General features: G+C 31.0%; 27 protein-coding genes, 2 tRNA genes and 1 pseudogene. 5 read left to right on the top strand and 25 right to left on the bottom strand.

Annotated features, from left to right (window positions below; all coding sequences use genetic code 11):
• Positions 1–4: 4 nt before the first annotated feature.
• From minD to polA, 15 genes are all read right to left on the bottom strand, one after another.
• On the bottom strand, positions 5–808 hold the full coding sequence (gene minD, locus KPL54_RS15880; RefSeq protein WP_216107479.1) for a septum site-determining protein MinD: 804 nt from the start codon (positions 806–808) through the stop codon (positions 5–7).
• A 13-nt stretch (positions 809–821) separates the two neighbouring features.
• On the bottom strand, positions 822–1,454 hold the full coding sequence (gene minC / locus KPL54_RS15875) for a septum site-determining protein MinC (protein WP_071613640.1): 633 nt from the start codon (positions 1,452–1,454) through the stop codon (positions 822–824).
• A gap of 267 nt (positions 1,455–1,721) precedes the next feature.
• On the bottom strand, positions 1,722–2,213 hold the full coding sequence (mreD, locus tag KPL54_RS15870) for a rod shape-determining protein MreD (protein ID WP_216107478.1): 492 nt from the start codon (positions 2,211–2,213) through the stop codon (positions 1,722–1,724).
• A gap of 10 nt (positions 2,214–2,223) precedes the next feature.
• Complete coding sequence (gene mreC, locus KPL54_RS15865; RefSeq protein WP_216107477.1) at positions 2,224–3,072, bottom strand: rod shape-determining protein MreC; 849 nt, start codon at positions 3,070–3,072, stop codon at positions 2,224–2,226.
• 2 nt (positions 3,073–3,074) lie between these two features.
• On the bottom strand, positions 3,075–4,082 hold the full coding sequence (locus tag KPL54_RS15860) for a rod shape-determining protein (RefSeq protein ID WP_216107476.1): 1,008 nt from the start codon (positions 4,080–4,082) through the stop codon (positions 3,075–3,077).
• Positions 4,083–4,102: 20 nt separating this feature from the next.
• Positions 4,103–4,789, bottom strand: a complete 687-nt coding sequence (gene radC / locus KPL54_RS15855; protein ID WP_216107475.1) for a RadC family protein — start codon at positions 4,787–4,789, stop codon at positions 4,103–4,105.
• Positions 4,790–4,800: 11 nt separating this feature from the next.
• The gene (locus KPL54_RS15850; protein ID WP_216107474.1) at positions 4,801–5,376 is read right to left on the bottom strand and encodes a Maf-like protein; all 576 of its coding nucleotides are present in this window, start codon (positions 5,374–5,376) and stop codon (positions 4,801–4,803) included.
• Positions 5,377–5,386: 10 nt separating this feature from the next.
• Positions 5,387–5,647, bottom strand: a complete 261-nt coding sequence (locus tag KPL54_RS15845; RefSeq protein ID WP_375372998.1) for a DUF4321 domain-containing protein — start codon at positions 5,645–5,647, stop codon at positions 5,387–5,389.
• 112 nt (positions 5,648–5,759) lie between these two features.
• Complete coding sequence (locus KPL54_RS15840; protein WP_216107473.1) at positions 5,760–6,488, bottom strand: hypothetical protein; 729 nt, start codon at positions 6,486–6,488, stop codon at positions 5,760–5,762.
• Between the two features lie 157 nt (positions 6,489–6,645).
• Positions 6,646–7,161, bottom strand: coding sequence for a hypothetical protein (locus tag KPL54_RS15835; RefSeq protein ID WP_216107472.1), 516 nt, complete (start codon positions 7,159–7,161; stop codon positions 6,646–6,648).
• A gap of 115 nt (positions 7,162–7,276) precedes the next feature.
• Positions 7,277–7,402 (bottom strand): hypothetical protein, encoded by a 126-nt coding sequence (locus tag KPL54_RS26555; RefSeq protein ID WP_264174136.1) that lies wholly within the window; start codon positions 7,400–7,402, stop codon positions 7,277–7,279.
• Positions 7,403–7,547: 145 nt separating this feature from the next.
• Positions 7,548–7,629, bottom strand: a tRNA-Leu gene (locus KPL54_RS15830).
• A 116-nt stretch (positions 7,630–7,745) separates the two neighbouring features.
• A complete protein-coding gene (locus tag KPL54_RS15825; RefSeq protein WP_216107471.1) occupies positions 7,746–8,306 on the bottom strand; it encodes a lytic transglycosylase domain-containing protein in 561 nt (186 codons plus the stop codon).
• Positions 8,303–8,911 carry a dephospho-CoA kinase gene (coaE, locus tag KPL54_RS15820; RefSeq protein ID WP_216107470.1) on the bottom strand — a complete coding sequence of 203 codons (609 nt, stop codon included), beginning with the start codon at positions 8,909–8,911 and terminating at the stop codon, positions 8,303–8,305. The genes KPL54_RS15825 and coaE overlap by 4 nt, the downstream gene beginning before the upstream one ends.
• Positions 8,912–8,989: 78 nt before the next feature.
• Positions 8,990–11,605, bottom strand: coding sequence for a DNA polymerase I (gene polA / locus KPL54_RS15815; protein WP_216107469.1), 2,616 nt, complete (start codon positions 11,603–11,605; stop codon positions 8,990–8,992).
• A gap of 296 nt (positions 11,606–11,901) precedes the next feature.
• On the opposite strand from polA, the gene KPL54_RS15810 reads away from it, so the two are divergent.
• Positions 11,902–11,988: transfer RNA gene (locus tag KPL54_RS15810), tRNA-Leu, on the top strand.
• 83 nt (positions 11,989–12,071) lie between these two features.
• Here the strand turns inward: KPL54_RS15810 and KPL54_RS15805 are convergent.
• The 9 genes from KPL54_RS15805 to KPL54_RS15765 all read right to left on the bottom strand — a co-directional run bounded on the left by KPL54_RS15805 (position 12,072) and on the right by KPL54_RS15765 (position 19,584).
• Complete coding sequence (locus KPL54_RS15805) at positions 12,072–12,266, bottom strand: hypothetical protein (RefSeq protein WP_216107468.1); 195 nt, start codon at positions 12,264–12,266, stop codon at positions 12,072–12,074.
• A 189-nt stretch (positions 12,267–12,455) separates the two neighbouring features.
• Positions 12,456–13,109, bottom strand: a complete 654-nt coding sequence (locus KPL54_RS15800; RefSeq protein ID WP_216107467.1) for a hypothetical protein — start codon at positions 13,107–13,109, stop codon at positions 12,456–12,458.
• Between the two features lie 157 nt (positions 13,110–13,266).
• A complete protein-coding gene (locus tag KPL54_RS15795; protein ID WP_216107466.1) occupies positions 13,267–14,352 on the bottom strand; it encodes a Shedu immune nuclease family protein in 1,086 nt (361 codons plus the stop codon).
• Between the two features lie 136 nt (positions 14,353–14,488).
• A complete protein-coding gene (locus tag KPL54_RS15790) occupies positions 14,489–14,767 on the bottom strand; it encodes a hypothetical protein (RefSeq protein WP_216107465.1) in 279 nt (92 codons plus the stop codon).
• Positions 14,764–15,051 carry a hypothetical protein gene (locus KPL54_RS15785; RefSeq protein WP_216107464.1) on the bottom strand — a complete coding sequence of 96 codons (288 nt, stop codon included), beginning with the start codon at positions 15,049–15,051 and terminating at the stop codon, positions 14,764–14,766. Before KPL54_RS15785 ends, KPL54_RS15790 begins: the two co-directional genes overlap by 4 nt.
• A gap of 149 nt (positions 15,052–15,200) precedes the next feature.
• Positions 15,201–15,437, bottom strand: a complete 237-nt coding sequence (locus KPL54_RS15780) for a hypothetical protein (RefSeq protein WP_216107463.1) — start codon at positions 15,435–15,437, stop codon at positions 15,201–15,203.
• 686 nt (positions 15,438–16,123) lie between these two features.
• Positions 16,124–17,431 (bottom strand): esterase/lipase family protein, encoded by a 1,308-nt coding sequence (locus KPL54_RS15775; RefSeq protein WP_216107462.1) that lies wholly within the window; start codon positions 17,429–17,431, stop codon positions 16,124–16,126.
• Positions 17,432–17,680: 249 nt separating this feature from the next.
• A complete protein-coding gene (locus KPL54_RS15770; protein WP_216107461.1) occupies positions 17,681–18,457 on the bottom strand; it encodes an MBL fold metallo-hydrolase in 777 nt (258 codons plus the stop codon).
• Between the two features lie 674 nt (positions 18,458–19,131).
• The gene (locus KPL54_RS15765; protein WP_309245392.1) at positions 19,132–19,584 is read right to left on the bottom strand and encodes an Lrp/AsnC family transcriptional regulator; all 453 of its coding nucleotides are present in this window, start codon (positions 19,582–19,584) and stop codon (positions 19,132–19,134) included.
• Positions 19,585–19,875: 291 nt separating this feature from the next.
• Between KPL54_RS15765 and KPL54_RS15760 the strand changes: the two are divergent.
• The 3 genes and pseudogenes from KPL54_RS15760 to KPL54_RS15750 form a co-directional block, all read left to right on the top strand.
• Positions 19,876–20,288: pseudogene (locus tag KPL54_RS15760) on the top strand (P-type ATPase); the annotation flags it as partial.
• Positions 20,289–20,434: 146 nt separating this feature from the next.
• The gene (locus tag KPL54_RS15755; RefSeq protein ID WP_216107460.1) at positions 20,435–20,800 is read left to right on the top strand and encodes an ArsR/SmtB family transcription factor; all 366 of its coding nucleotides are present in this window, start codon (positions 20,435–20,437) and stop codon (positions 20,798–20,800) included.
• 69 nt (positions 20,801–20,869) lie between these two features.
• Complete coding sequence (locus tag KPL54_RS15750; RefSeq protein WP_071613655.1) at positions 20,870–21,118, top strand: hypothetical protein; 249 nt, start codon at positions 20,870–20,872, stop codon at positions 21,116–21,118.
• 137 nt (positions 21,119–21,255) lie between these two features.
• On the opposite strand, the gene KPL54_RS15745 is transcribed toward KPL54_RS15750, so the two are convergent.
• On the bottom strand, positions 21,256–21,726 hold the full coding sequence (locus KPL54_RS15745) for a pyridoxamine 5'-phosphate oxidase family protein (RefSeq protein WP_216107459.1): 471 nt from the start codon (positions 21,724–21,726) through the stop codon (positions 21,256–21,258).
• A gap of 286 nt (positions 21,727–22,012) precedes the next feature.
• On the opposite strand from KPL54_RS15745, the gene KPL54_RS15740 reads away from it, so the two are divergent.
• The gene (locus KPL54_RS15740) at positions 22,013–22,456 is read left to right on the top strand and encodes a MarR family transcriptional regulator (RefSeq protein WP_224616895.1); all 444 of its coding nucleotides are present in this window, start codon (positions 22,013–22,015) and stop codon (positions 22,454–22,456) included.
• The last annotated feature ends 3 nt before the right edge of the window (positions 22,457–22,459 follow it).

The following is a 22,459-nucleotide window of genomic DNA, read 5'->3' as shown; positions in this document are numbered from 1 at the left end:
CCCCTTATATTGCTCTAAACATTCTTTTTATAGTAGCAAAAAATCCTGCCTCGCTTGATGATCCATTTAATGAGGCATAAGTTACTTCCTCACCCATTATTCGCCTTGCTATGTTTTTAAAAGCGAGTCCAGCAATTGACTTGTCATCTAAAACAATCGGTTCCCCTTTATTAGTGGAGATTGTAACTTTCCTATCGTCTGGCACAACTCCAATTAATTTAATTGCAAGACATTCTATAATATCATCTACAGACAACATATCGCCATTTTTTGTCATTTCATAATTCATCCTGTTTATTATAACCTCATGTCTATCAATTCCTTTAGAATCTAATTTTCCTATTACCCTATCTGCATCTCTAACGGATGTAAGTTCTGGATTTACAACTATAATAGCTCTATCTGCTCCGACTATAGCATTTTCAAACCCTTGCTCAATTCCAGCAGGACAATCTATAATAACATAATCAAACTCTTCCTTTAACTCGTTTACAACCATGAGCATATCTTTTATATTAATGTCATTTTTGTCCCTTGTTTGAGCCGTTGGCAATAAAAATAAATTATTAAATCTTTTATCTTTTATTAAGGCTTGTTTTAATCTACATCTTTTTTCTATAACATCTACTAATGTAAAAACCACTCTATTTTCAAGTCCCATCAAAACATCAAGGTTACGAAGTCCTGTATCTCCATCAATTACTACAACCTTCTTATCCATTGATGCGATAGCTGTTCCTATATTTGCTGTGGTCGTCGTTTTACCTACGCCACCCTTACCCGAAGTTATAACTATAGATTCTCCCATGTGAACTCCTCCATTAAATATATTTATTAGGTAAATACGGTTCTACAATAATATTTCCATTTTTAATTTTTGCTACCTCAGGATATTTAGGTTTTACTTCATCTTCAGGAGACCTTGTTACAATACCACCAATCTGGAGTATTTGAGGTTCTAACTTAAACGCAGCAATTATGGCTTTATCATTACCATTAGAACCCGCATGAACAACTCCTCTTAATGTACCAAATACAATTATATTTCCTGCTGCATATATTTCTGCTCCTGGATTTACATCACCAATTATAATTATATTACCAGGATAATTTATACTTTGTCCACTTCTTATTGTTTTCCTTAAAAATTTAGTTCTTCCCTCGTATATGCCAGTAAACACATTTCCAATAGGTTCCTCTTGATTTTGAAAAATACAATCACTAATTAGAAATTCATCAAATAATATTTCCTTTAATTTTCTGCTTTCCCTCTCATTTATGTATTTTAACTCAGTAGTTATCTTTAGTGTGCTCCCTTTGTAGAATTTTCTTCCCTGCGCAAGCTTATCAATTAAAGACTCTAACATATCATCAAAATCACTAAAATGGTTCATATTTATAACTACATTTAATCCTTCTTTATTTCCTTTAATAACTATTTTATCTGTAACCATAATTTTAACCTCCTAGCTCTCATCTGGGGTGTGTGGGACACTAAAATAAATAAAAAGTCCCTAAATCAATTATTAATTATTTTTCTCCATAATTAAACTGTTACATAACTTATCATATTATTTCAACATAATACAAGTAAATTCCTGCTTAATTTTAATATTAATATTTATATATATATTATTCCTACTTATAAAACCAAATAAACTCCAACAAACAAATTTGTCAGAGTTTATTTGCTAATCATTCTACAAACTTTTAATAATAAGTTAAAATCCCCACTCTTTCTTCATATATTCCTTTTGGGATAGTTTATACGTAAACTTATACATAAAAATAGAAATTATTAAATTGTATATTGCCTGATATATTATTACTCTCATATATACATCTTGTTTTATAATAAACAAGATAGAAAATAGTATTAATCCCTTTACTACGCTTAACACAAAAGATGATATTATTGGAAAAAATGATTTTTCAATAAATATATTTTTACCTATTTTTGCAGCAACAAAACACATAAGCATATTGCTTAGCATATTGATTCCAATCACATTTAAGAAATACACATCCTGAAGTGCTCCAGTGAAAACCCCAATTATCACTGCATCTCTTGGAGAACTAACAATAGAGTAACACAGTGCAAATGTAAATAGTAAGCTTGAATATGCACCATTAATCTTAAGTAAAGGCATTAAAGTATTATCTAATATTAGAAATAGAATACATAAAAATACTACTGTTAATATCCTCTTCATAATACAACCCCTAATATTTTATTTCTCCAGTTTTTGTATTTGTTGGTACCACAATAAAAACCTCTTCTATCTTTGAAAAATCGACATATGGTTTTATTATAGCCCCTTTCATTACTGCACCTTTATCTTCATGAACACTTAGAACACTTCCAATTCTTATTCCAGATGGATATGCTCCTCCAAGTCCAGAAGTTAATATTACATTACCTTTTTTTATTTTTGACTCTAAAGAAAGATGCTGTATTTGTGCAAGTGATTTATTATTTGCATCTGTATATCCTTTTACAATACCATTATCTCTTGTGCTATCAACAATACCTGCCACTGCAATATTTTCATTAGATAGACATTGTACTATCGACCAATCATTGCTGACAGACTTAACTTGTCCTACAAGTCCATCTCCAGTAATAGCGACCATTCCTTTTTTTATGCCACTCGTTTCCCCCTTATTTATTGAAAACCCATCCGAAAAACTATTTCCCAATAATCCATTTATATCAGCACCTATATAACTATATTTCGCATTTTTTTTTGAAAAATTAAGCATTTTCCTTAACCTTTCATTTTCTTTTATTGAAGTATTATATTCTAGGGCTTTGCTTTGGAGTTCACTATTAGTTTTTCTAAGTTCTTCATTCTCTGTTTTAACATTTGAAATATTAGTTATAAATTTAAAAGAATTTTTTATTTTAAAAAATCCACTAAAAAATACACCCTGTACTGAATTTATTGTTACCCCAACACCATTTTCCACAAAAGACATTTTCTCTCGATTTACACTATAACCTATTAGTGATAAAAAGGTAACTGACAGTAATATAATAACTACTGCCAGTTTGTTTTTTAAAAATTTCATATTTACCTTCTTTTACTCATAACATCTATATTATCGAGAGCTTTTCCTGCTCCAATAGCTACACAATCAAGTGGATTTTCAGCTATGTGTACAGGCATATGTGTTTCCCTGTTGATAAGTGCATCTATTCCTTTTAGAAGCGCTCCTCCGCCAGTTAACATAATTCCCTTTTCCATAATATCTGATGCAAGTTCTGGTGGGGTTTTCTCAAGGGTTGTTATTATTGCTTCAATTATTGATTGAACTGGTTCACTTAGTGCTTCCCTTACTTCTTTTTGTGTTACTGCTATAACTTTTGGAAGTCCTGTTATTAAATCTCTTCCTGTTATCTCCATACTCATATCATCGTCTTCTTGTTCGTATACTGATCCAAGTTCCATTTTAATATTTTCTGAAGTTCTCTCACCTATCATAAGACTATATTGTTTTTTAACAAAAGCTATTATAGCTTGATCGAACTCATCACCTGCAACTCTTAAAGATTTACACGTTACAATTCCACCGAGTGAAATTATGGCAACCTCTGTAGTTCCGCCTCCAATGTCCACTATCATACTTCCAGTTGGCTCATTTACAGGTAATCCAGCCCCAATAGCAGCTGCAAATGGTTCTTCCATTAAATATGCATCCCGTGCTCCTGCACTTTTAGTTGCTCCCTCTATTGCTCTTTTCTCAACCTCAGTTACGCCAGACGGATATCCAACTACAATTCTTGGACTTGTAAATCCTTTTGGACTAACTTTATTTATGAAGTGTCTAAGCATTTTTTCAGTAATATCAAAATCTGCAATAACTCCATCCTTCATAGGACGAATTGCAACTATATTACCTGGAGTTCTACCTATCATTTGTTTAGCTTCTTCACCAACGGCTAGAACCTTATTAGTATTTATATTTATAGCTACAACAGAAGGTTCTCGTAAAACAATTCCTTTCCCCTTCAAGTAAACTAATGTGTTTGCTGTTCCTAAATCTATTCCCATATCACGAGACGTTCCGAATATTCCCATTATAATTTCTCCTTTCGTATCTAAAGCATTCCTTTTTCTTTTAAACTTGTATAAACCCCATTACCAATAATTATATGATCAAGTAGCTCTATTCCTAGTAATTTACCACATTCCTTAAGTCTTATAGTAATACTTATGTCTTCCTTACTAGGAGTTGGGTCCCCTGACGGATGATTGTGACAAATAACAACGGAAGCACTACAATTTTTAATAGCTTCGTAAAAAACTTCTCTTGGATGAACTATTGAAGTATTCAAATTACCAATTGAGATATCTTTTATGCTAATAATTACATTCTTTGTATTGAGCATAACTAATTTAAGATATTCCTTTTTTAAGTATCTCATTTCCTCCATAAGATATTCTGCAACATCTTTTGGTGATGTAATTTTATATTCTTCCCCTGATTTATAGCTTCTAAATCTTTTGGAAATTTCTACAAGTGCTAAAAGTTGTGTCGCTTTGGCATTTCCAACACCTTTTAAATTCATAAATTCCTCGGCACTTGAACCGAAAAGTCCATTTAGTCCACCACACTGCGAAATTATTCTACTACAAAGACTTATAATATTTTCATTTTTTGATCCTACCCTAAGTATTATAGCTAATAGTTCATTGTTGGATAAAGTTTCAGCACCGTATTTTAGCAATTTTTCCCTTGGTCTCTCATTTTGAGGCAAATCCATAATTTTGAACGTCATACCCATAAACAACTCCTTTATAGATTGACCCCCATTTCCCTTAACATATAATATAATTTATTCACTGGCAACCCCACAACACTATAGTAACAGCCCTTTAATTCTTTAACGAATAAAGATGCTCCTCCTTGTATAGCATAAGCTCCAGCCATACCTAACGGTTCTTTTGTTTCTATGTACTTGTTTATTTGTTTGATTGATAACTTTGAAAATTTCACTCTAGTGCACACATACTCAGTATTAATCACCTTAGTTTGCGAATTTATTACCGCAATTCCTGTATATACCTCATGTGTATTGTTACTTAGATTACTAAGCATTTTGAAAGCCTCGTAACTATCTTTAGGTTTTCCGAGCACTTCACCCTTAAAATAAACAACGGTATCACAACCTATTATAGCAGTTGGTTTTTTCACGCTACTACAAATAGCCATAGCCTTACCTTTTGCTAAGGTCATAACATATTCCCCACAATTCCCAGAAAACATTATGTCACTCTCTTCAAAGTCACTTGCCATTATCTGAAAATTACTAGTTATTTTTTTTAGGAGTTCAGCCCTACGCGGCGAGGCAGAAGCTAAAATAATATCCACTACATCACTCCTAATATTTTCTATATAATATTATTGCCAAAATAATGCCTATAATAGTCATAATATTAATATTAAAATTTATACCGAAAGTTACTGCGAATACTTTAAAATCTATAAGCATAGGATTACTCATCCCTATGGTGTACGTACTCTTCAAAAATTTAAGTGCAACCACGTTGTCTCCTAATAGTTCACCTATAAAGCTTCCAGAAATAGCTCCTATCATTATAAAAAAAACAAAATATGGATTTTTTCTTTCTGAACTCTTCAAATTGTACCCACCACCTTACTTATATATCTTATACATCTTATACATTTTAACATTTAATAAATTCATACACAAGTGAATAAAATTATTATTCAGAAAAAATTTATAATTATATCTATATCAGTTTCTTTATAAATTTATATATATATATATATCCGTCCTCTGTTTTTTCTTTGTTTACTACTTCAGGTAAGGCGGTTAAGTATGATTTTATCGTTGTCATTGAGACATAATTTTTATTTTTCGTATCTGCACCAGTTAAAGTCGTCATCCATTTTTTTAATTTTACAGTTTGAACTGATTTAGTATCTTTTTCCGAAAGTCTATTTAATATTTCAATATCTGCACTAATCATCTCATTAGTTTGAGCGCTTGTTAAATCCTTACCTTCCAGCTGAAAATTGATTTTTGAATAAGTTATTTTTTTTGCCGTAAGTTGTTTAATGATGCTCTCAGCCCCACTTTTAGGATATATACCAAGTAACACTTTATTTAACTTATCTTCCACAATGATAAATGGTGTACCATAGTCAGCTAGACTCTTTTTGAGTACAAGTGCGCTTTCCATTTTGGTAAAAACCCCACATTGTAATGCCACATATTCTTTAATATCATTTTGAGATGTATCTTTAGAACTATCCACACTAACTTTATTTGTTTTTGTATCCTTTTGCAAACTTATTTTAGTAACTTTATTATCTGCACTCGCTATTTTACTATTATTAGGTAATAGCTTTGCAAAAATAGTGCCCAAAGCAATTGCAACTATTAATATTAATGTAATAACAATTATAAAATTGTTATTTTTCTTAGGTGCTTTGTAATTGTATCTAGTATATCTCACTCTAACATCCCCTAACTTAATAATTACTTATTTATAATATTATTATTTGAAAACTTATTTTAGAATAAAAAAATAAATATAATTAAAATAACCCTATAAATTTTATAGGGTTGTACTGAAAATAAATTCTATTTTTATGTTGATTAAATATTATTTTCTATTCATCTCTGTACATAAGGGACACTTTAACAATTCTTGAAACTATTTCTCTTGCTTCTACATAAGGATTCCCGTATCTAGTCAAGCGCCTAAATATTGCAGGATTATATCTTTCAATTCTTTTTACAATCGAATCTACCTCATTATATTGGAGACTAGGTGAAGCCGTCATAGTAGGTATATCCGGTTGGTCCTGATACTTATCAATATAACTTCTGTTTTTATTCACCTCCTCATAATCGTCCATAGCTTCATTTCTATACATTCTACCCAATTGATTATATTCATTCATAGACCTTGCATAATTACATTGACCCATACCCACCCAAGGATTTATTCCCCTATATTTGTTCATTTCCATATTAGAATTCATATCCCGCATATATCCAACGGGCATTCCCATATTTGACATCATATTCATTTGGTCATATCCATACATCATAGATTGTAATGGCACCATGTCATATTCTTCAATCATGTCTATATCTTCACTATTGCTGTCCTCTATTTTCATAATTACCCTCCCATTCCAATATTATTAATACATTAATAATTTATGCCAAATATAAGAGTTTGATACTAGTTTTACAAAAAAATAAAGAGGGTGCAATTACACCCTCTTTATGCCACTATTTGCTTAATCCACGTACAGGCTTTCTCATATTCGCATCTCCATTAATAATTACAGGATTTTCTTCCTTACTTTTATTTACCTTCTGTTGATTTTCATTAGGACCACTATTTTTATTTTTCATAAATAACACCTCTCTCAGATGTTAGTTTTTCCATATTTCTTTTTATAATTCATTTGTTCTAAAATTCATATCTACTCCCATTAAATATTTTTTGAAATAAAAAAGTACCAACACCTTCAAAGTGCTGATACTGTAATACTTAGTTTGGTGCAACAGACGGGACTTGAACCCGTATGGTCTCCCACACGTCCCTTAAACGTGCGCGTCTGCCATTCCGCCACTGTCGCAAATTTTTTTAATGTAAAGAATCAAACCTTATAGTCATGTAGAATTATTAATCTAATAACTATAAGGTTAATTATATATTAGTTTTATACAAATTGTCAATAGTTTTTATTTTCTTTTATTTAATCTCATTAGCATACAATTTTGAATAAATGCGGTAATTTATCTTTACTTTTTTAACATACTTATCCGTTTCTCCAAATGGTATATTTTTAAGTGTTTTACCATCACTAGAATATTCCTTGTTTTTAAGCCACTTTTTAACATTCCCACGTCCACCATTATAAGCTGCAAGTACCAATTCTAAATCACCATTAAATTCACTGTTTAAATCGTCAAGATACCAACATCCCATAGCAATATTAATTTCGGGATCAAAAGATTTTTCCGTATTGAAGTCTTTTAATTTCATATTACCAGCAATCCATATTGCAGTATCAGGCATTATCTGCATAAGTCCATAAGCTCCCGTATTTGAAACAGCTTTATCATCAAATTTGCTCTCTGTTCTTATTACAGCCGCAACCAAATAAGGGTCTACATTATACTTTTTTGAATATGTAATTATTTTATTTTCATACTTTATCGGGTAAAAATTTTTAAAAATACTTTTTATATTTATTACTATAATAACCAATAGAATTAATATTAATAATTTTATGATTCTTGAAATTTTCATAACTTCACATCTAACCTTTCGAGCTGTGTAATAATTAAATCTAGTTGCAACTTTGTGTCTTCAAAACTTCTTCCATTATCAATAATAAAATCTGCAAATTTCCTCTTTTCGTCTATCGGCATTTGGGCTTTTATTCTATCCATTGTTTCATCTAAATTTAAATCATCACGAAGCATAACCCTTTGTATTTGAACATCACTAGATACCCATACTAAAATAGTTACGTCCATACAAGTATGGAGATTGTTCTCTATTAAAGTAGGTGCATCTAGAAAACATAACTTACAGTTATTTTCTTCACACATTTTTATTCTATGATGTATTTCTTTTGTTATAAAAGGTATCATTATATTTTCAAGTTTTTTTCTACGTGTATCACTTTTAAATATATAATTTCCAAACTCTTTTCTATTAAGGTTACCTTCACTGTCAAAAAAATCATATCCAAATTCACTTTTGATACTACCCATTATTTCGGGATATATTATAAAAACCTCTCTAGCTACAATATCTGCGTCGATAATTGAAAACTCATCCTCTTTTAACATATTGGTTACTGTACTCTTTCCGCTGCCAATACCACCTGTTATTCCAACCTTTAGCATTATCTTCTCCCCCACTTTTTTATAACTAAAAATTGAATGCATAACATCCTGGGCTTACATCAAACCCGTAGGTTTCAATTACTTAGCCTCATACCAGGTTTCTCCAATGCTAATTTCTACTTCTAGCGGAACTAAAAGTTTAATAACATTTTCCATCTGATCCTTAACCAACAATTCAACCTGTTTTAGCTCATCTCTATATACATTTAATATTAATTCATCATGTACTTGTAGAATTAAAGTACTTTTCAATCCTTCTTCCTTTAATTTATCAAATACATTAACCATAGCAAGTTTTATAATATCTGCTGCACTTCCTTGTATAGGCGTATTCATAGCAAGCCTAATACCAGCAGCTTTTACCATTTTGTTTGCTGAATTTATTTCAGGTATAAATCTACGTCTATTCATAATTGTAGTTACGCTATTATTTTCCTCAGCCGCGATAACAATATCCTTCATGTATTTCTTAACACTCGGATATCTTTCAAAATAAGTTTCTATATATGTTTTAGCTTCTTTCCTTGATATATTTAAATCATTTGCCAAGCTAAATTCACCAATACCATATACTATTCCAAAATTTACTGCTTTTGCATTACTTCTCATAACTTTAGTAACCTCATCCATTGGAACATTAAATACCTCAGATGCTGTTTTAGTATGAATATCACTATGATCAATGAACGCTTGAATTAGATTATCGTCAGCAGCAATATGTGCTAATACTCGAAGTTCTATCTGTGAATAATCCGCAGATAATATAACGCACTTATCATTGTGTGGTATAAATGCTTTCCTTATAGCTCTACCCATCTCATGCCTTATAGGTATATTTTGCAAATTAGGTTCTGTACTTGATAATCTTCCTGTTGTAGTGACTGTTTGCATAAAGTTTGAATGTATTCTAGAATCTGTGTCAATTACTGGTTTTAACCCCTCAATATATGTAGAAAAAATCTTTGTTACTTGTCTGTACTTTGTGACTTCTGCAATAATAGGATGCTTATCTACTAGTGCATCCAAAACCTCTGCATTAGTTGAATATCCTGTTTTTGTCTTCTTTATAACAGGTAAATCTAATTTTTCAAATAATATTTTTCCTAATTGTTTTGGAGATTTTATATTAAATTCTTCTCCTGCCAAAACAAAAATAGTGCTTTCAAGTTTTGCTATATCTGCGGCAAATTTAACTCCAAGCTCTTCTAAATTAGCTTTATCTACTGTAAACCCTTCAGCCTCCATATATGATATAGCCTCTGTTAATGGCTGCTCAACCTTATATAGAAGTTCTTCCATTTCATACTCTTTAATTTTTGGCTCTAATATCTCATAAAGCCCTTTTAGTAATGCAACTTTATTAATTTCCTTTGCATGACCTTCGCCCTTAATGCTAATTCTAAGATTAGTATCCATAAGAGTTTCTAGGCTATATTCTTTTTTTGCAGAGTCTAGAAGATATGCCGCAAGTTCTGTATCAAATTGTATTCCATGTAATTTGATCTTCTTTTTATTAAGTGCAGTGTATGCATTTTTTACAGCATGGCTCACTTTTTTAATATCATTACTCTCAAGTATAGTTTTTAAATAACTTATAGTTTTTTCTTCATCTTCCTTAAATAAATCATCAAGCTTGATAAGATAATTTTTTTCTTTATAATTAATGTATATGTTATTAAGACACATTTTAGAAAAAACATTTGTATCCGCTATATCAAAAATTATATAAATGGTATCCTTAATTTCCAAAGTAAGCTCTGAAAACTTTTGCAAATTATCTATTACTACATAATCTGCAGAAAATATTTCTTCAACTGAGTCATCATCTACAGATATTCTGTCTATTAATGACTTAAACTGTAATTTATAAAATAAATCTTTTACAGCGCGAACATCATAATCTTCTTTCGATTTAATTGAACTTAGATCCATTTCCATAGGCACGCAAGTAATAATGGTGGCTAATTTTTTACTGAAAATTGCCTGTTCACTATAGGTGTTTAAATTTTCAACAAGCTTTTTACCACTAACCTTATCAATATTCATAAGAAGATTTTCTATACTCTTATATTCTTTGATAAGTTTATATGCAGTTTTTTCACCGATTCCTGGAACACCTGGTATATTATCAGAAGCATCTCCCATTAGACCTTTTACATCTATAAATTCTGTTGGAGTTACTCCGAATTCGTTAATTATACGGTCTCTATCATATATTTCTTTTTCAGACATTCCTTTTTTATTTATTACAACCTTAACATTATCTGTTGCAAGCTGAAGTGCATCTCTGTCTCCTGTTATTATAAAGACTTCCAGTCCTTGTTCTTCTGCAAACACCGATAATGTACCTATTAAATCATCTGCTTCAAACCCATCTAATTCAAATATATCTATAGCCATTTTCTCTAAAAGTTCCCTAACTATAGCAAACTGTCCTTGCAGTTCATCAGGCATTCTTTTTCTACCTGCCTTATAATCTTTATATTCCTCATGACGAAAAGTAGGTGCCTTCCTATCAAATGTTGTGACAATATAATCAGGCTCAAACTCTTCTTTCATCTTTAAAAGCATAGTTGTAAAGCCATAAACTGCATTAGTGTATATCCCATCCGAATTTGTTAGGGCCGGTAATGCATAAAAAGCTCTATACATAAGACTATGACCATCTAAAATTAGTAGTCTTTCCTTAGACATTTTAAATCCCTTCTTTCTACTATGTTTATAAATTTATATGTAACATTCTATAATATATGTTCTAAATAAAAATATCAACTTCTTAATACTAACATTCCTTTTGTTATAACATTAAGATGACTTTCTTAAAATCGCCTCTTACCTTAATATAGGTAAAACAGTTTCTATTGTATTATAACAAATATATACCCAAAAAGTAACGAACTGTATATTAATTTGTACTTATTTTACACTAAATATACATATATCTATTGCAATGTGCATAAATATATGGTAAACTATTTTTTGTCAGGCATGCCGAAGTGGTGGAACTGGCAGACGCGCTGGACTCAAAATCCAGTGGTAGCAATACCGTGCGGGTTCGATTCCCGCCTCCGGCACCACAAGGCTTTCAAGGTTTTCTTGAAAGTCTTTTTTTATGCCCAAAACGCCAAAAAGGTGCACGAAAGGTGCACAAAACTTTTTGTTATATATTTGCATGGATTACAAGCAGAGAATTTAATCTAATGAAGCTATTAGAATATCGGGCTAACAGCTCTAAAAATTTTAATAATTCCTCCTCATTCAATCCCTTTAATTTTAAATAATTAAATATATCGTTATGTGCTCCCGTTTTTAAATTCCATATTTCTTCTATGTTCATCTTGTCTGCATTTTCCATTTTAACATCCTCCTATTGATATGCTTAAAATGAAGGTTATATATTTGTTTTTCATGTAATTTAAAAAAGCATGTCATTACCCCATTCGAAGTATTGACATGTCTTATTTTAGTTATACTTTATTTGAATTACGACGTAAAATCCATTCTGAATAATACGGTACATCCATTTATTATTTAGTTTTTACCTTTAATTAAAAATTATTTTGAACTTTTTTATTATTATATCTGCAATTTCAATTAGTTGACAATAAGTCAATGGAACCCCACCAGTACACATACTATGTAAAAAACTAATATGTGTATCGAATCTATTTCCGTCTTCACTTGGTTCTTCCATTCCTTTAGGATGGCTAGCTCCGAGCATATTGGCCACTCTTCTTATAATCATTTCTCTTGATATACCTAGCCGTTCATTTCCATTCTCATTAAATTCAATAACTTCAGAACCTAACCATTGTGAAAATGTTAAATCCACATTTTTAGAGAGTGGTCGCCCTAATTTAGCCCGTTTCATAATTTCTTCTGGAGTTAATGCTTCGAATGTATATCTCATTCCAGTTATTTGGATACCCTCATTAGATCCACCCCCTGAAGATAAAGGTATGCTATAGTATTTATGACCTTTAAGCGCATCCTTTAAATTTTTAGTTACTACATTATTAGGGAACTTGATATTAATCTTTTTTTCTTTAATGATTAAATCGACTTCTTTTTTCATATCAGCCCATATCCGTAAACAATGAGCTAAATCTAGGAAAGATACCTCATTTTTATCAGTAATTGCAAATTTGTAGTGTCTTTGTAACCTTTGATACTGAGTTTTTATATCTTCAAACGACATTTCCCTACCCCCTTTTTATACACTTGCACAATGATAATATAATACCATATATTACATATGTTAGTTAATATTAATGGTAGGCTAGTATTTATTATTGAACTGTCGAATATGAAGCAATTTTTAATTTAAATATATTCACTCAGCTAGATATTTAATTCTACATTCTTCTTAGTTTTCTTAACCAAGTTTCCCAAGTTTCAATCTTAATTGACGGATTATGACTATTTTCATATTCATGGCGTTTTGCACTTTCCTTTAAATCATCTCTTGTTCTTCCACATATTAAAACCCCATAAATATTTATTTCTTTTTTCGGATCTACAGATAAATACCCCTTCGGCCCCAAGAGTGAATTATAAATTCTCTGTCCAGATTCAACTTTTTCTCGAATCTCATGTGCCTTCTTTTTAAAAGTTTCATAATTCTTATTTATATATGTCATCCTCCTTCTAAACTGACTAGCAGCCTGTTCAACCTTCGCTGAAAACTGCTCATAACTATTTTGATTTAATATATAGAAATCTGCGCCCTTTACTTCTATAAGAAAAATATTCATTCTTGACCTTCCTGTAAATACAACGTAATCAACATATCCTTGATCAACTGGGAATTCTGAAAAACATATGTATTCTTCATCCGGTTGTGCATAAACCTCTGCAAACAGAGATAAATCATTCTTCAAAACTCGTCCTATATCCTGCTCATTTGATCCTTCTTCTATTACATCCATAACTTTTTTCTTGCTAATTTTTTTTGACTCAATCTCTATTCTCCGATTAATAACTTCATGATGTTCTCTTAAAGGAAAGTCTCTGTATGGATCAATTTTGTTTCGAGATTTTTCAATTTCATTTAGCAAACGTCTATCTTTAAAAGTCTGCATTTTGAATTCTTCTTCATTACAACCTGTTAACTCTTCAACGTCTTTCTGTTTTAGTTGAGACCAGCTATGCAAGCCATTACTATCAAATGAAATTAAGTCAAATGAAGATTCTTGAAAAGAATCAGCCTCATAATGTTCTATAAATCTAGATGCTTTAGGTATCATTCCTTTTTCTATAAGAGAATTGCAAATACTCTTAATAGAATTAGTCACTGATGCTGAAGTATTTTTATATCCAAGATCGGTTAAAAGTACACTAAATTCCGCTTCGTTTTTATGGAATGTTCTAACACGACATATACCATCACAACCAGTGATTGAATAAGTATGGTATTGAAAGATGAAATCACTTATTTTCATTTTATAATCTCCTGTTCCTATTTAATAAATTTCCGTGTGAAAATCTTCAAGCTATTTCTGTCAAAATGGTTTAGCATGTTAAAATAATATCCTTTATTGGAAGGCTAACAATTTTTTATAAACTATGTATACAAATTTATTTTAGTATCGTCCATCCTGTTACCTTTGCAAATTCTTCAACTTGTGGGGTCATTTTTTCTACCTTAGAGGCCTTAAGAACCACATCAGACATACTAACAGAATCGTTGGGAGCAAACTTTTTCATAGTTACTGTGCATTGAAAGAGCCTCATATCTCCCTGCATAACTCCGATAGTGACAGTATCTGTACCCTTAAGGTCGGCTTGTTGTAAAAAGTCATAGGACTGATTTAAAACGTGTTGAACTGCTAATCCTGGGGTTAACTCATCACTCATAAATACTGTGGCTGCACGTGCTTGGTAATGTCTCTAGCATCAGTAATATCAACCTTCTTGGCATATATAAAGGCATCAGTTTTTATGGTGTTTTTTTCTGTTTTGGCTACCTCACTTTTCGGTGCTGTAGTTTTAGAGTTAGACGATTCAGTTACAGCTTTAGCATCAGTTTTAACTTTTGCCTCATTATTACTGCACCCAGTAGCCATACTTATAACCATTGCAATAGCAATTAGCCAAGTCCACCCCTTTTTATAAGATTTATTCATAGATTTAATTTCCAAAATTATGCCCCCTTATATTCTTTTTTTCTTTTATATAGCACCATATTAGTTATAATCATACAATTTTAGCATTGACTTTAAAATAAGTGAATTAAATAAAAAAAGCCCTGAAGCTAGATTTCTCTAACCTAGGACATTAACTTATTACATTACTGTATTCCATTAAGATTCTTTAAGTATTTATTAAATTTAATTATTTTTATAATTGTATCAATTGCGAGCCAAGCTAATAAAGGAATAGACAACAATAGTCCTAATGGCCATAAAGGCGTTACGCATAATACAAACGAAATAATAATTGCTATAATAGCTTTTTTATTATACCCACCAGTAAATTCTTTAAATTTTCTATTATATTCTTTTCTAATTTCAGTTTTGGCTTTCATATCGGTAAGCCTTTGTTGATAAATTGCTTTCTTTTCAGCTGCCGTTACATTATTAGTAGCTTGCGCAACTGATTTTCTACTTACTACATTCTTAACTTTTTTCTTGCCACCAGTATTATAACTTATGCCTGTGCCTGGTACCCCAATAGTCGTGCCTCTTTTTTAATTAATAGTAAGTCCTGGAGCTATTTTTAAGCTTGCAGACGAAATACCTTTTTTACCTACATTTATTTTAAAACCTTTAGTACCAAAACTTTTTCTTATTCTGAAACCCATAATATCATCCCCTATAACTCAATACTTCTGTAAACTTTCTTAGATTCCTTTTATTTTCAAATATGTATTGAATAAGAGCTAAAAAATAGTCTATAATTAAAATATACCAATCCTTACAACTAATTAACTAATTCATTTAAAATACTGCATTAAGGCCCCCACCCGAATGCAGTATTTTTATACTCAAATCTTAAAGGATATCCATTTTCAAATACTTAATAGTTCAATTAGGAGCTTTAATAAAATTAAATTTCTATAATTGAATTTTCACTTTTAGCTAAACTAATAATACTAATAATATCATAAAGAAAAAAGCCTGAAACTAGTTTTCTCTAACTAGTGGCTGTGGGTAACATTTATACTCGATTGTAGGGAGAATTTGTTCTTAAATTATGGCTATGCTTTATGCATTACTTATCCAATTTAGTTAACATATTTGCCAACTCAATAAATTTATTTTGAAGATATTTATGGTATCTAGGTTCAGATTGTTTCACTACTTCAACATGATCTATATTATTAATCTCGCCCATGTAGTTCCAAACCCCTCTTTCAGTGGTAGCATTAGCGTCATATCTAACTATTTTATCCTGAGAGCCTTCATGAGGGCCAATAGCAGATATTACACTTACTATACCATCATTTCTCCACCAACTCTTATCAACTTGTACTTCGCCATAGGTCGAGTTGGTATATTGTCCCATGAAAATGGAGGATTTTAAAAGTAGTGGGTTCATATTAATATTAGGTATTTGATACTGTGTAAGTAACCCCTTATGTGTATCTACACAGGCTATAGAGAAATAGTAAATGTCCTTTTGAACTTTAACCCAACTATTTAATTCCTTAGAACCCTCTTGGGATAAGTCCCAAATACTTAAATCTTTAGTTTCTTTCCAAATGTTACTATTAAAAATTCTTTTATAATAACTTTCATAGGATTCATCAGATTGTTTCTTTAGTCCCCATTGATCCATTTTGAAATCAAAGCAAGGATTATCTGAATTTAATATTCCTGCATTACTAGCCATTGCAGCAAAAAAGTCATGGGTAAAAGGTTCAAGGTTACTTTGTTTATTATCTTCTTGGCTTCCATCATGAGGTGTTGCTATAGTAAGAATACTATCAATCCAATGTTTATTTCCTATAAATAAGGGGCTAGTACTATCTTTATTGCAATTTATTTCATCTTTATCTCCATTTTCTAACAATTGAGCTAAAACTCTAATGGTTTGACCACCCATGCTATGACCAATTAAATGAATCTTTTTAATATCACCTGCATCAGTAGTACCCCATTCAGGATAAACACCAGGATAAGTTCTACCAAAACGTTCGTGACCAGCTTTGCTAGAATGAGCATAGCCATAATCTACAGTGCCGCCCTTTAAATAAGCATACAATTCACAAGCTCTATCCCAATTGCTAGATATAGAACCTATAGTTGGAGTGTAAACAGTATAACCTTTCTTAGTTAAAAGGTCTTTTAAACTTTCTTTTCCACCCCAATAGTTTACTCCAAAGAGTTCATCATTTCCCCAACCAAATAGACCGTGTACCATTACTATAGGATAGTTGTTACTTAATTTTGATAAAGAACTAGCTTGTACCATTGCTGATGTAGAATTGGTTATAGCAAAAGTATTGCCAGAAAACGTAAAAGCCATTACTACAAATAATAATAGACATGAAAGGATTTTTTTTAGTGATTTTTTCATTTTTCCACTCCTTATTTTTATTCATATTTCTAACTAATTATAGCATAAATAAAGAATAAAAGTAAATTAATGTAAATTAACATCCGTGTAACCCTTGGCAATATAGATTATTAACGTAGCTTTTGGCATTATACTTCTTACCCAATAAATTCAACATATAACCATTTTTCCCTTGCCTCAAACTATCAGATATATTGTATGCTAATATTTCATCTGGTGTTTTTTATTTATTAGAAAATTTTTGTTATTTTAAAATGTGTAATCCTCTCCGTCATCTGGCACTAAAACATTTGAAGACATACTTTTTTCATTAATAAAGCTTTTTAGTTCTTTTCTTGATAATGTCCAATGATTCATAGCTTCCATATGGCTGACAATAATTTTTACGTTAGGGGCAGCTTTATGTACTTCATAGATATCATCTTTTCCCATAATGAGAGAGCCGCCTATCAGGAATTGATTATCTCCACCATTTACAACAATGACTTCTGGTATGTACGTTTCGATTACTTCCTTAACGGCTTTATACCATACAGTATCACCAGCTAGATATAGTGTTTTTTCTTTGGGATGTTTAAAGATTACTCCACATACTTCACCAGCAACTTTTAATATTTCTCCTCTTCCGTGCTCGCCTTTTGTTTTAATTAATTGGATATCTTCAAAAAATGTATTTTCTTGTAAAACATCAACATTTTGAAAACCAGCCTTTCTAACTTCTTTTGCATCTTCTTCATTTTGTACAAACATTTTTATACCTTTTGGTAAAATTTCTTTAGCAGCATCATCAAAGTGGTCTAAATGTAGATGCGTGACAATAACAGCATCTACATTTATAATTTCATCAATTGATCTTGGCAAGCTAACTAAAGGATTAAATTGATCTTGTCGTATTGCATCGGGATAGCCCATACGCGGTCCGAAAGGTGGGTAAGTACCCTTATCTGCTAAAACTGGATCAATTAAAAACTTTTTTCCCGCATATTGAACTACTATTGTAGCATTTCGAATTTGTCTAATATTCATAATTACAGCTCCTTTTCTTTTGGTTCTATATATAGTTTATACTTTATATAGAGACTTTTACATGGATAAAATCAAGTCTTTTGGCTATATAACTTGAATAATGAAGGTAATTAAAAAATGTTAGATAACTCGGATAAGCGAGTTTTAGCCGGATTGTCCCTAAACAATTGTATCACCATGAAAAAGTTTTGCGATTAGCCAGTGAAAGGGATGAGGAGCGTATAATAACTTTAGGGGCATATAAAGAAAACAAAGAAATTATATTTTATGATAAAAATTCGGGGAAACAAATACAACATACCGGTTAATGAGGTAGGGGTAATACATGAATAATAGTGGTATAAAGATAATGATTATTGATGATGATTTTGGAATAGTTGATTCTATAAATATTTTTCAACTTCTTTCATTATTCAAGTAAAACTGCAAAAAGACTTGATTTTATCTATGTATCTGTTCATTGGTAATAGTATAAAATATATGTAAATCAAAGAAAAAAAAAGAGACGCTGGTTTTAAAAATATAGAAATTTAATGTATGTGGCGTTGTCTTTAAGCATCCAACTGAAAAAGTTTTATATGTAGCAGGAAATACTATATGGTATGAAGTTGAAGAAGAATACACATTTTAAAATAACAAAATTTTAGGAACAACATAAAACAGGAATTGTCTCGCTATGGGAATTGCCTGTTTTGGGTTGTTTCGTTAATAATAACAGTTAATTTATAATTTACATAATTGTTTAAGTCTATCAAGAATTTATCTAACAGCTCGTTAGATGGAAATTTGCATTCAAGAAGATAACACCCGTCTCCGCTGATTTTATAGTTAAGCATTATATATTCTACTTGTGAGCTTATGAATGACAGATAGGGTTGATGATACTCGCTTTTCGTATAGATATTTATCATTACGTGAATAGAGTAACCCAATTTCGCTTGATTAACTTTAATAGTATATCCCTCAATAACGCCATTATCCTCTAATTTTGCAACCCTAGTTGAGGCTGCTTGCCCTGTCAAATGAACCTTCTCTCCCAACTCTTTCATAGTTATACGGCTGTTTCGAGACAGTTCTGCCAAAATACGCCTATCCGTGTTATCTAACATTTTTTCAATTCCTTTCACTATTCAATTTATCTTATTACTACAGTAACCTTGAAAACATTCAGTCGCTGAATTAATAATTTGATGCCATTTGATGCCCATGCTATCATTTCATATTTAATTTGTCAATGCATTTTAGTATTTCAATTTTTTTAAAACAATCTAAATTGGGTTTTAAATGCAAGGTTATATTACGCAAACTAAAATAACCTAAATCGTAGAGGTGAAATTAAATTTCGCTTAACCCTGAGTAATATCGGAGACTAGGCTGGTGTATCGCCAACATTGTCGACAAAACTCACGCTAAGACAATATCAGTTGGGAGAACTTTTCGAAAGCTATGCCGTCGGAAAAGCCGTAAAATATTTCAGCTTTAATGGATATACGTCCTTATTATGCTAATATTGAGAAACATGGTAAACTTGTACAAGTGGATCCAGATGAAGTAGCTATAGGAACATTAATTGTTGTACAACCCGGTGAAAAAATCCCAGTCAGAAAACTTCATCACTAGGTTTGCAAAATACTATACTCCAATTGTGTGCATAGGTGCATTGTTACTCGCTATTATACCACCAATTATACAAATGTCTGCAATTGGACTTGAACCTATGTGGGCAGACTGGATTACAAGCTCATTAACTTTCCTTGTTATAAGCTGTTCGTGTGCACTTGTTATTTCTATACCTTTTAGTTTTTTCGGTGGTATTGGAGGTGCATCTTCATTTGTAACTGGGAATGTAGATTACAAAATTATATTGTATTTTACTTTCCCATTATTGTATTTATACACATATAGATTATAACATTTGACAAAGTCTGATTTCTGAATTATCATTGAGAAAAATAAGCGTCAAAGGAAGTGGAAATCATGGCACATTATAATTTACCCCATGATCATGGGCAGAATATAGATAAGATATTAGATAAGATGCCCCAAATAGAACAATTTCAAGAAGTAGCCACTTCTTTCCAACAACTTGGTGATGGTACGCGTCTGCGTATTCTTTGGCTTTTATGTCACAGCGAAGAGTGCGTCTCCAACATAGCTGCAACCATGAGAATGAGTGATCCTGCTGTTTCACATCATCTACGCATCTTGAGAAATAACGGTTTGATTGTCAGCAGGCGTGCAGGGAAAGAAGTCTATTATAAATTATCAGATAATGAGAGGGCAAATTTACTACACAAGACAATGGATACTATGTTTGAAATATCATGTCCAACAGATATATGATGCAAACACGTTACTATTGTGTTTTATGGTAACAAGTCTAACTAAAGCAGTAGAAGTAACCTTTATCCGATGTTCAAGTTCGATAAATTTCTTGGAGATGGTGCTCATGATAATAACCCTACTTATGACCTATTAGATGCTTGGAATATAACGGCCATAATTCCTTTAAATAAAAAAGGGTTAGGTAAATTTAAATATGAGCCTCCAATCAAAGTAGATGACGATGGTATCCCAATTTGTATGGACGAAATTCCTATTATTTACGATTACCATGATAAGGGCATCGCCACAGAATTAAGTGGCGATGCCCTTTTTTAAGCTTTTTATATTATAACTAGTAAGTCGTGAACACTTTTTAATGGTTCTACAATCTAACTTCATTTAATTGAAATATTTTCACATTAAGGGTTAGTTTCCGAATTCACTCATATTAAGTTTAAATTATTGGCAGTCAATTACTTTCCTTTAAATTCTAAGTTGTATGTTTGTATTTTATCATATCCCTTAGCAGTAACTGCACTCAAACGAATTATTGTATAATCTGGATCTGTAACTCCACCCGGAAAAAATATTTTCCACATATCATGCCATAGGACCTTTTTTATTTCCATATCAGTTACTACCTCTGCTTCTCCAGTAAGCATAAGACCTCTTTGTTCATCTGCTTTGCAGTAATATAAACATATTTTACGATTCTCCATTATACTTTTCATCTTAGATGATGATGTATTGGTTGTTACATATGTTACTAAACTAGATTCATTTTCGTCAAACATATTAACCAAGTCTGGATATTGATTAACATTTCTAAGATTTAATAATGCTCTTGTTTCTGGGGCATTATTACTAGTTACCGTTGATAGATATACAACGTCCGCTTTGTTCATTAGATCATTACTTAATTTAATTGCTTGAATATTATTCATTCAATTGCACCACCTTATTTATTTTTGCAAATTGTTATGCAGTAATATTACCTTCGAATATATTACTATATAGAATACTACCATATAGTAATATATCGTGTCAATAGCTATTTAATAAACAAATCTTTAAAAATTCATTTATTAAAAAAATTATGTTTAATATCTAAAATAGAAATTGTTATTGTTATTATAATTAGTCTTGACACAATTACTACCATATAGTAATATCCTAAATAACAGTAATAATATTTATGTTAAATAATATATAAAAAAAGGAATGATATCAGTGTTAAATAATACACAAGGTGGTTTTTTTATTTCACAAATAAAACAAATTAGCGGAAGAATTTTCGAAAAAATACTTGTTAGAAACAAAATAGATGATTTTAATGGTCCTCAAGGAAGAATTTTATACATACTTTGGCAAGAAGATTCAATTCCTATAAAAGAATTATCCAAAAAGACTGGATTGGCATTAACTACACTTACAAGTATGCTTGACCGAATGGAATCAGCAGAGCTTGTCAATAGAACATTCACCAAAACAGATAGAAGAAAAGTTTTGATTGTTTTAACAGAAAAAGCTAAAAAACTAAAAAATAAATATGATGAAGTCTCATCTCAAATGAACGAAATTTATTATGATGGTTTTAGTGATGATGAAATACTACAGCTTGAAAACTATTTATCAAGAATATTAAAAAATTTAAAGCAAAAACAAGAGGAATAAAGC

The organism is Clostridium estertheticum, assembly GCF_018861295.1.
Lineage (GTDB): Bacteria > Bacillota > Clostridia > Clostridiales > Clostridiaceae > Clostridium_AD > Clostridium_AD estertheticum_D.
This window is presented reverse-complemented; position numbering and strand designations above follow the sequence as displayed.

Coding starts and splice junctions, on each gene's coding strand:
- minD (WP_216107479.1), bottom strand. CDS start 808: ATGGGAGAATCTATAGTTATAACTTCGGGTAAGGGTGGCGTAGGTAAA.
- minC (WP_071613640.1), bottom strand. CDS start 1,454: ATGGTTACAGATAAAATAGTTATTAAAGGAAATAAAGAAGGATTAAAT.
- mreD (WP_216107478.1), bottom strand. CDS start 2,213: ATGAAGAGGATATTAACAGTAGTATTTTTATGTATTCTATTTCTAATA.
- mreC (WP_216107477.1), bottom strand. CDS start 3,072: ATGAAATTTTTAAAAAACAAACTGGCAGTAGTTATTATATTACTGTCA.
- KPL54_RS15860 (WP_216107476.1), bottom strand. CDS start 4,082: ATGGGAATATTCGGAACGTCTCGTGATATGGGAATAGATTTAGGAACA.
- radC (WP_216107475.1), bottom strand. CDS start 4,789: ATGGGTATGACGTTCAAAATTATGGATTTGCCTCAAAATGAGAGACCA.
- KPL54_RS15835 (WP_216107472.1), bottom strand. CDS start 7,161: ATGAAAATAGAGGACAGCAATAGTGAAGATATAGACATGATTGAAGAA.
- KPL54_RS26555 (WP_264174136.1), bottom strand. CDS start 7,402: ATGAAAAATAAAAATAGTGGTCCTAATGAAAATCAACAGAAGGTAAAT.
- KPL54_RS15825 (WP_216107471.1), bottom strand. CDS start 8,306: ATGAAAATTTCAAGAATCATAAAATTATTAATATTAATTCTATTGGTT.
- coaE (WP_216107470.1), bottom strand. CDS start 8,911: ATGCTAAAGGTTGGAATAACAGGTGGTATTGGCAGCGGAAAGAGTACA.
- polA (WP_216107469.1), bottom strand. CDS start 11,605: ATGTCTAAGGAAAGACTACTAATTTTAGATGGTCATAGTCTTATGTAT.
- KPL54_RS15805 (WP_216107468.1), bottom strand. CDS start 12,266: ATGGAAAATGCAGACAAGATGAACATAGAAGAAATATGGAATTTAAAA.
- KPL54_RS15800 (WP_216107467.1), bottom strand. CDS start 13,109: ATGTCGTTTGAAGATATAAAAACTCAGTATCAAAGGTTACAAAGACAC.
- KPL54_RS15795 (WP_216107466.1), bottom strand. CDS start 14,352: ATGAAAATAAGTGATTTCATCTTTCAATACCATACTTATTCAATCACT.
- KPL54_RS15790 (WP_216107465.1), bottom strand. CDS start 14,767: ATGAGTGATGAGTTAACCCCAGGATTAGCAGTTCAACACGTTTTAAAT.
- KPL54_RS15780 (WP_216107463.1), bottom strand. CDS start 15,437: ATGAAAGCCAAAACTGAAATTAGAAAAGAATATAATAGAAAATTTAAA.
- KPL54_RS15775 (WP_216107462.1), bottom strand. CDS start 17,431: ATGAAAAAATCACTAAAAAAAATCCTTTCATGTCTATTATTATTTGTA.
- KPL54_RS15770 (WP_216107461.1), bottom strand. CDS start 18,457: ATGAATATTAGACAAATTCGAAATGCTACAATAGTAGTTCAATATGCG.
- KPL54_RS15755 (WP_216107460.1), top strand. CDS start 20,435: ATGGCACATTATAATTTACCCCATGATCATGGGCAGAATATAGATAAG.
- KPL54_RS15750 (WP_071613655.1), top strand. CDS start 20,870: ATGTTCAAGTTCGATAAATTTCTTGGAGATGGTGCTCATGATAATAAC.
- KPL54_RS15745 (WP_216107459.1), bottom strand. CDS start 21,726: ATGAATAATATTCAAGCAATTAAATTAAGTAATGATCTAATGAACAAA.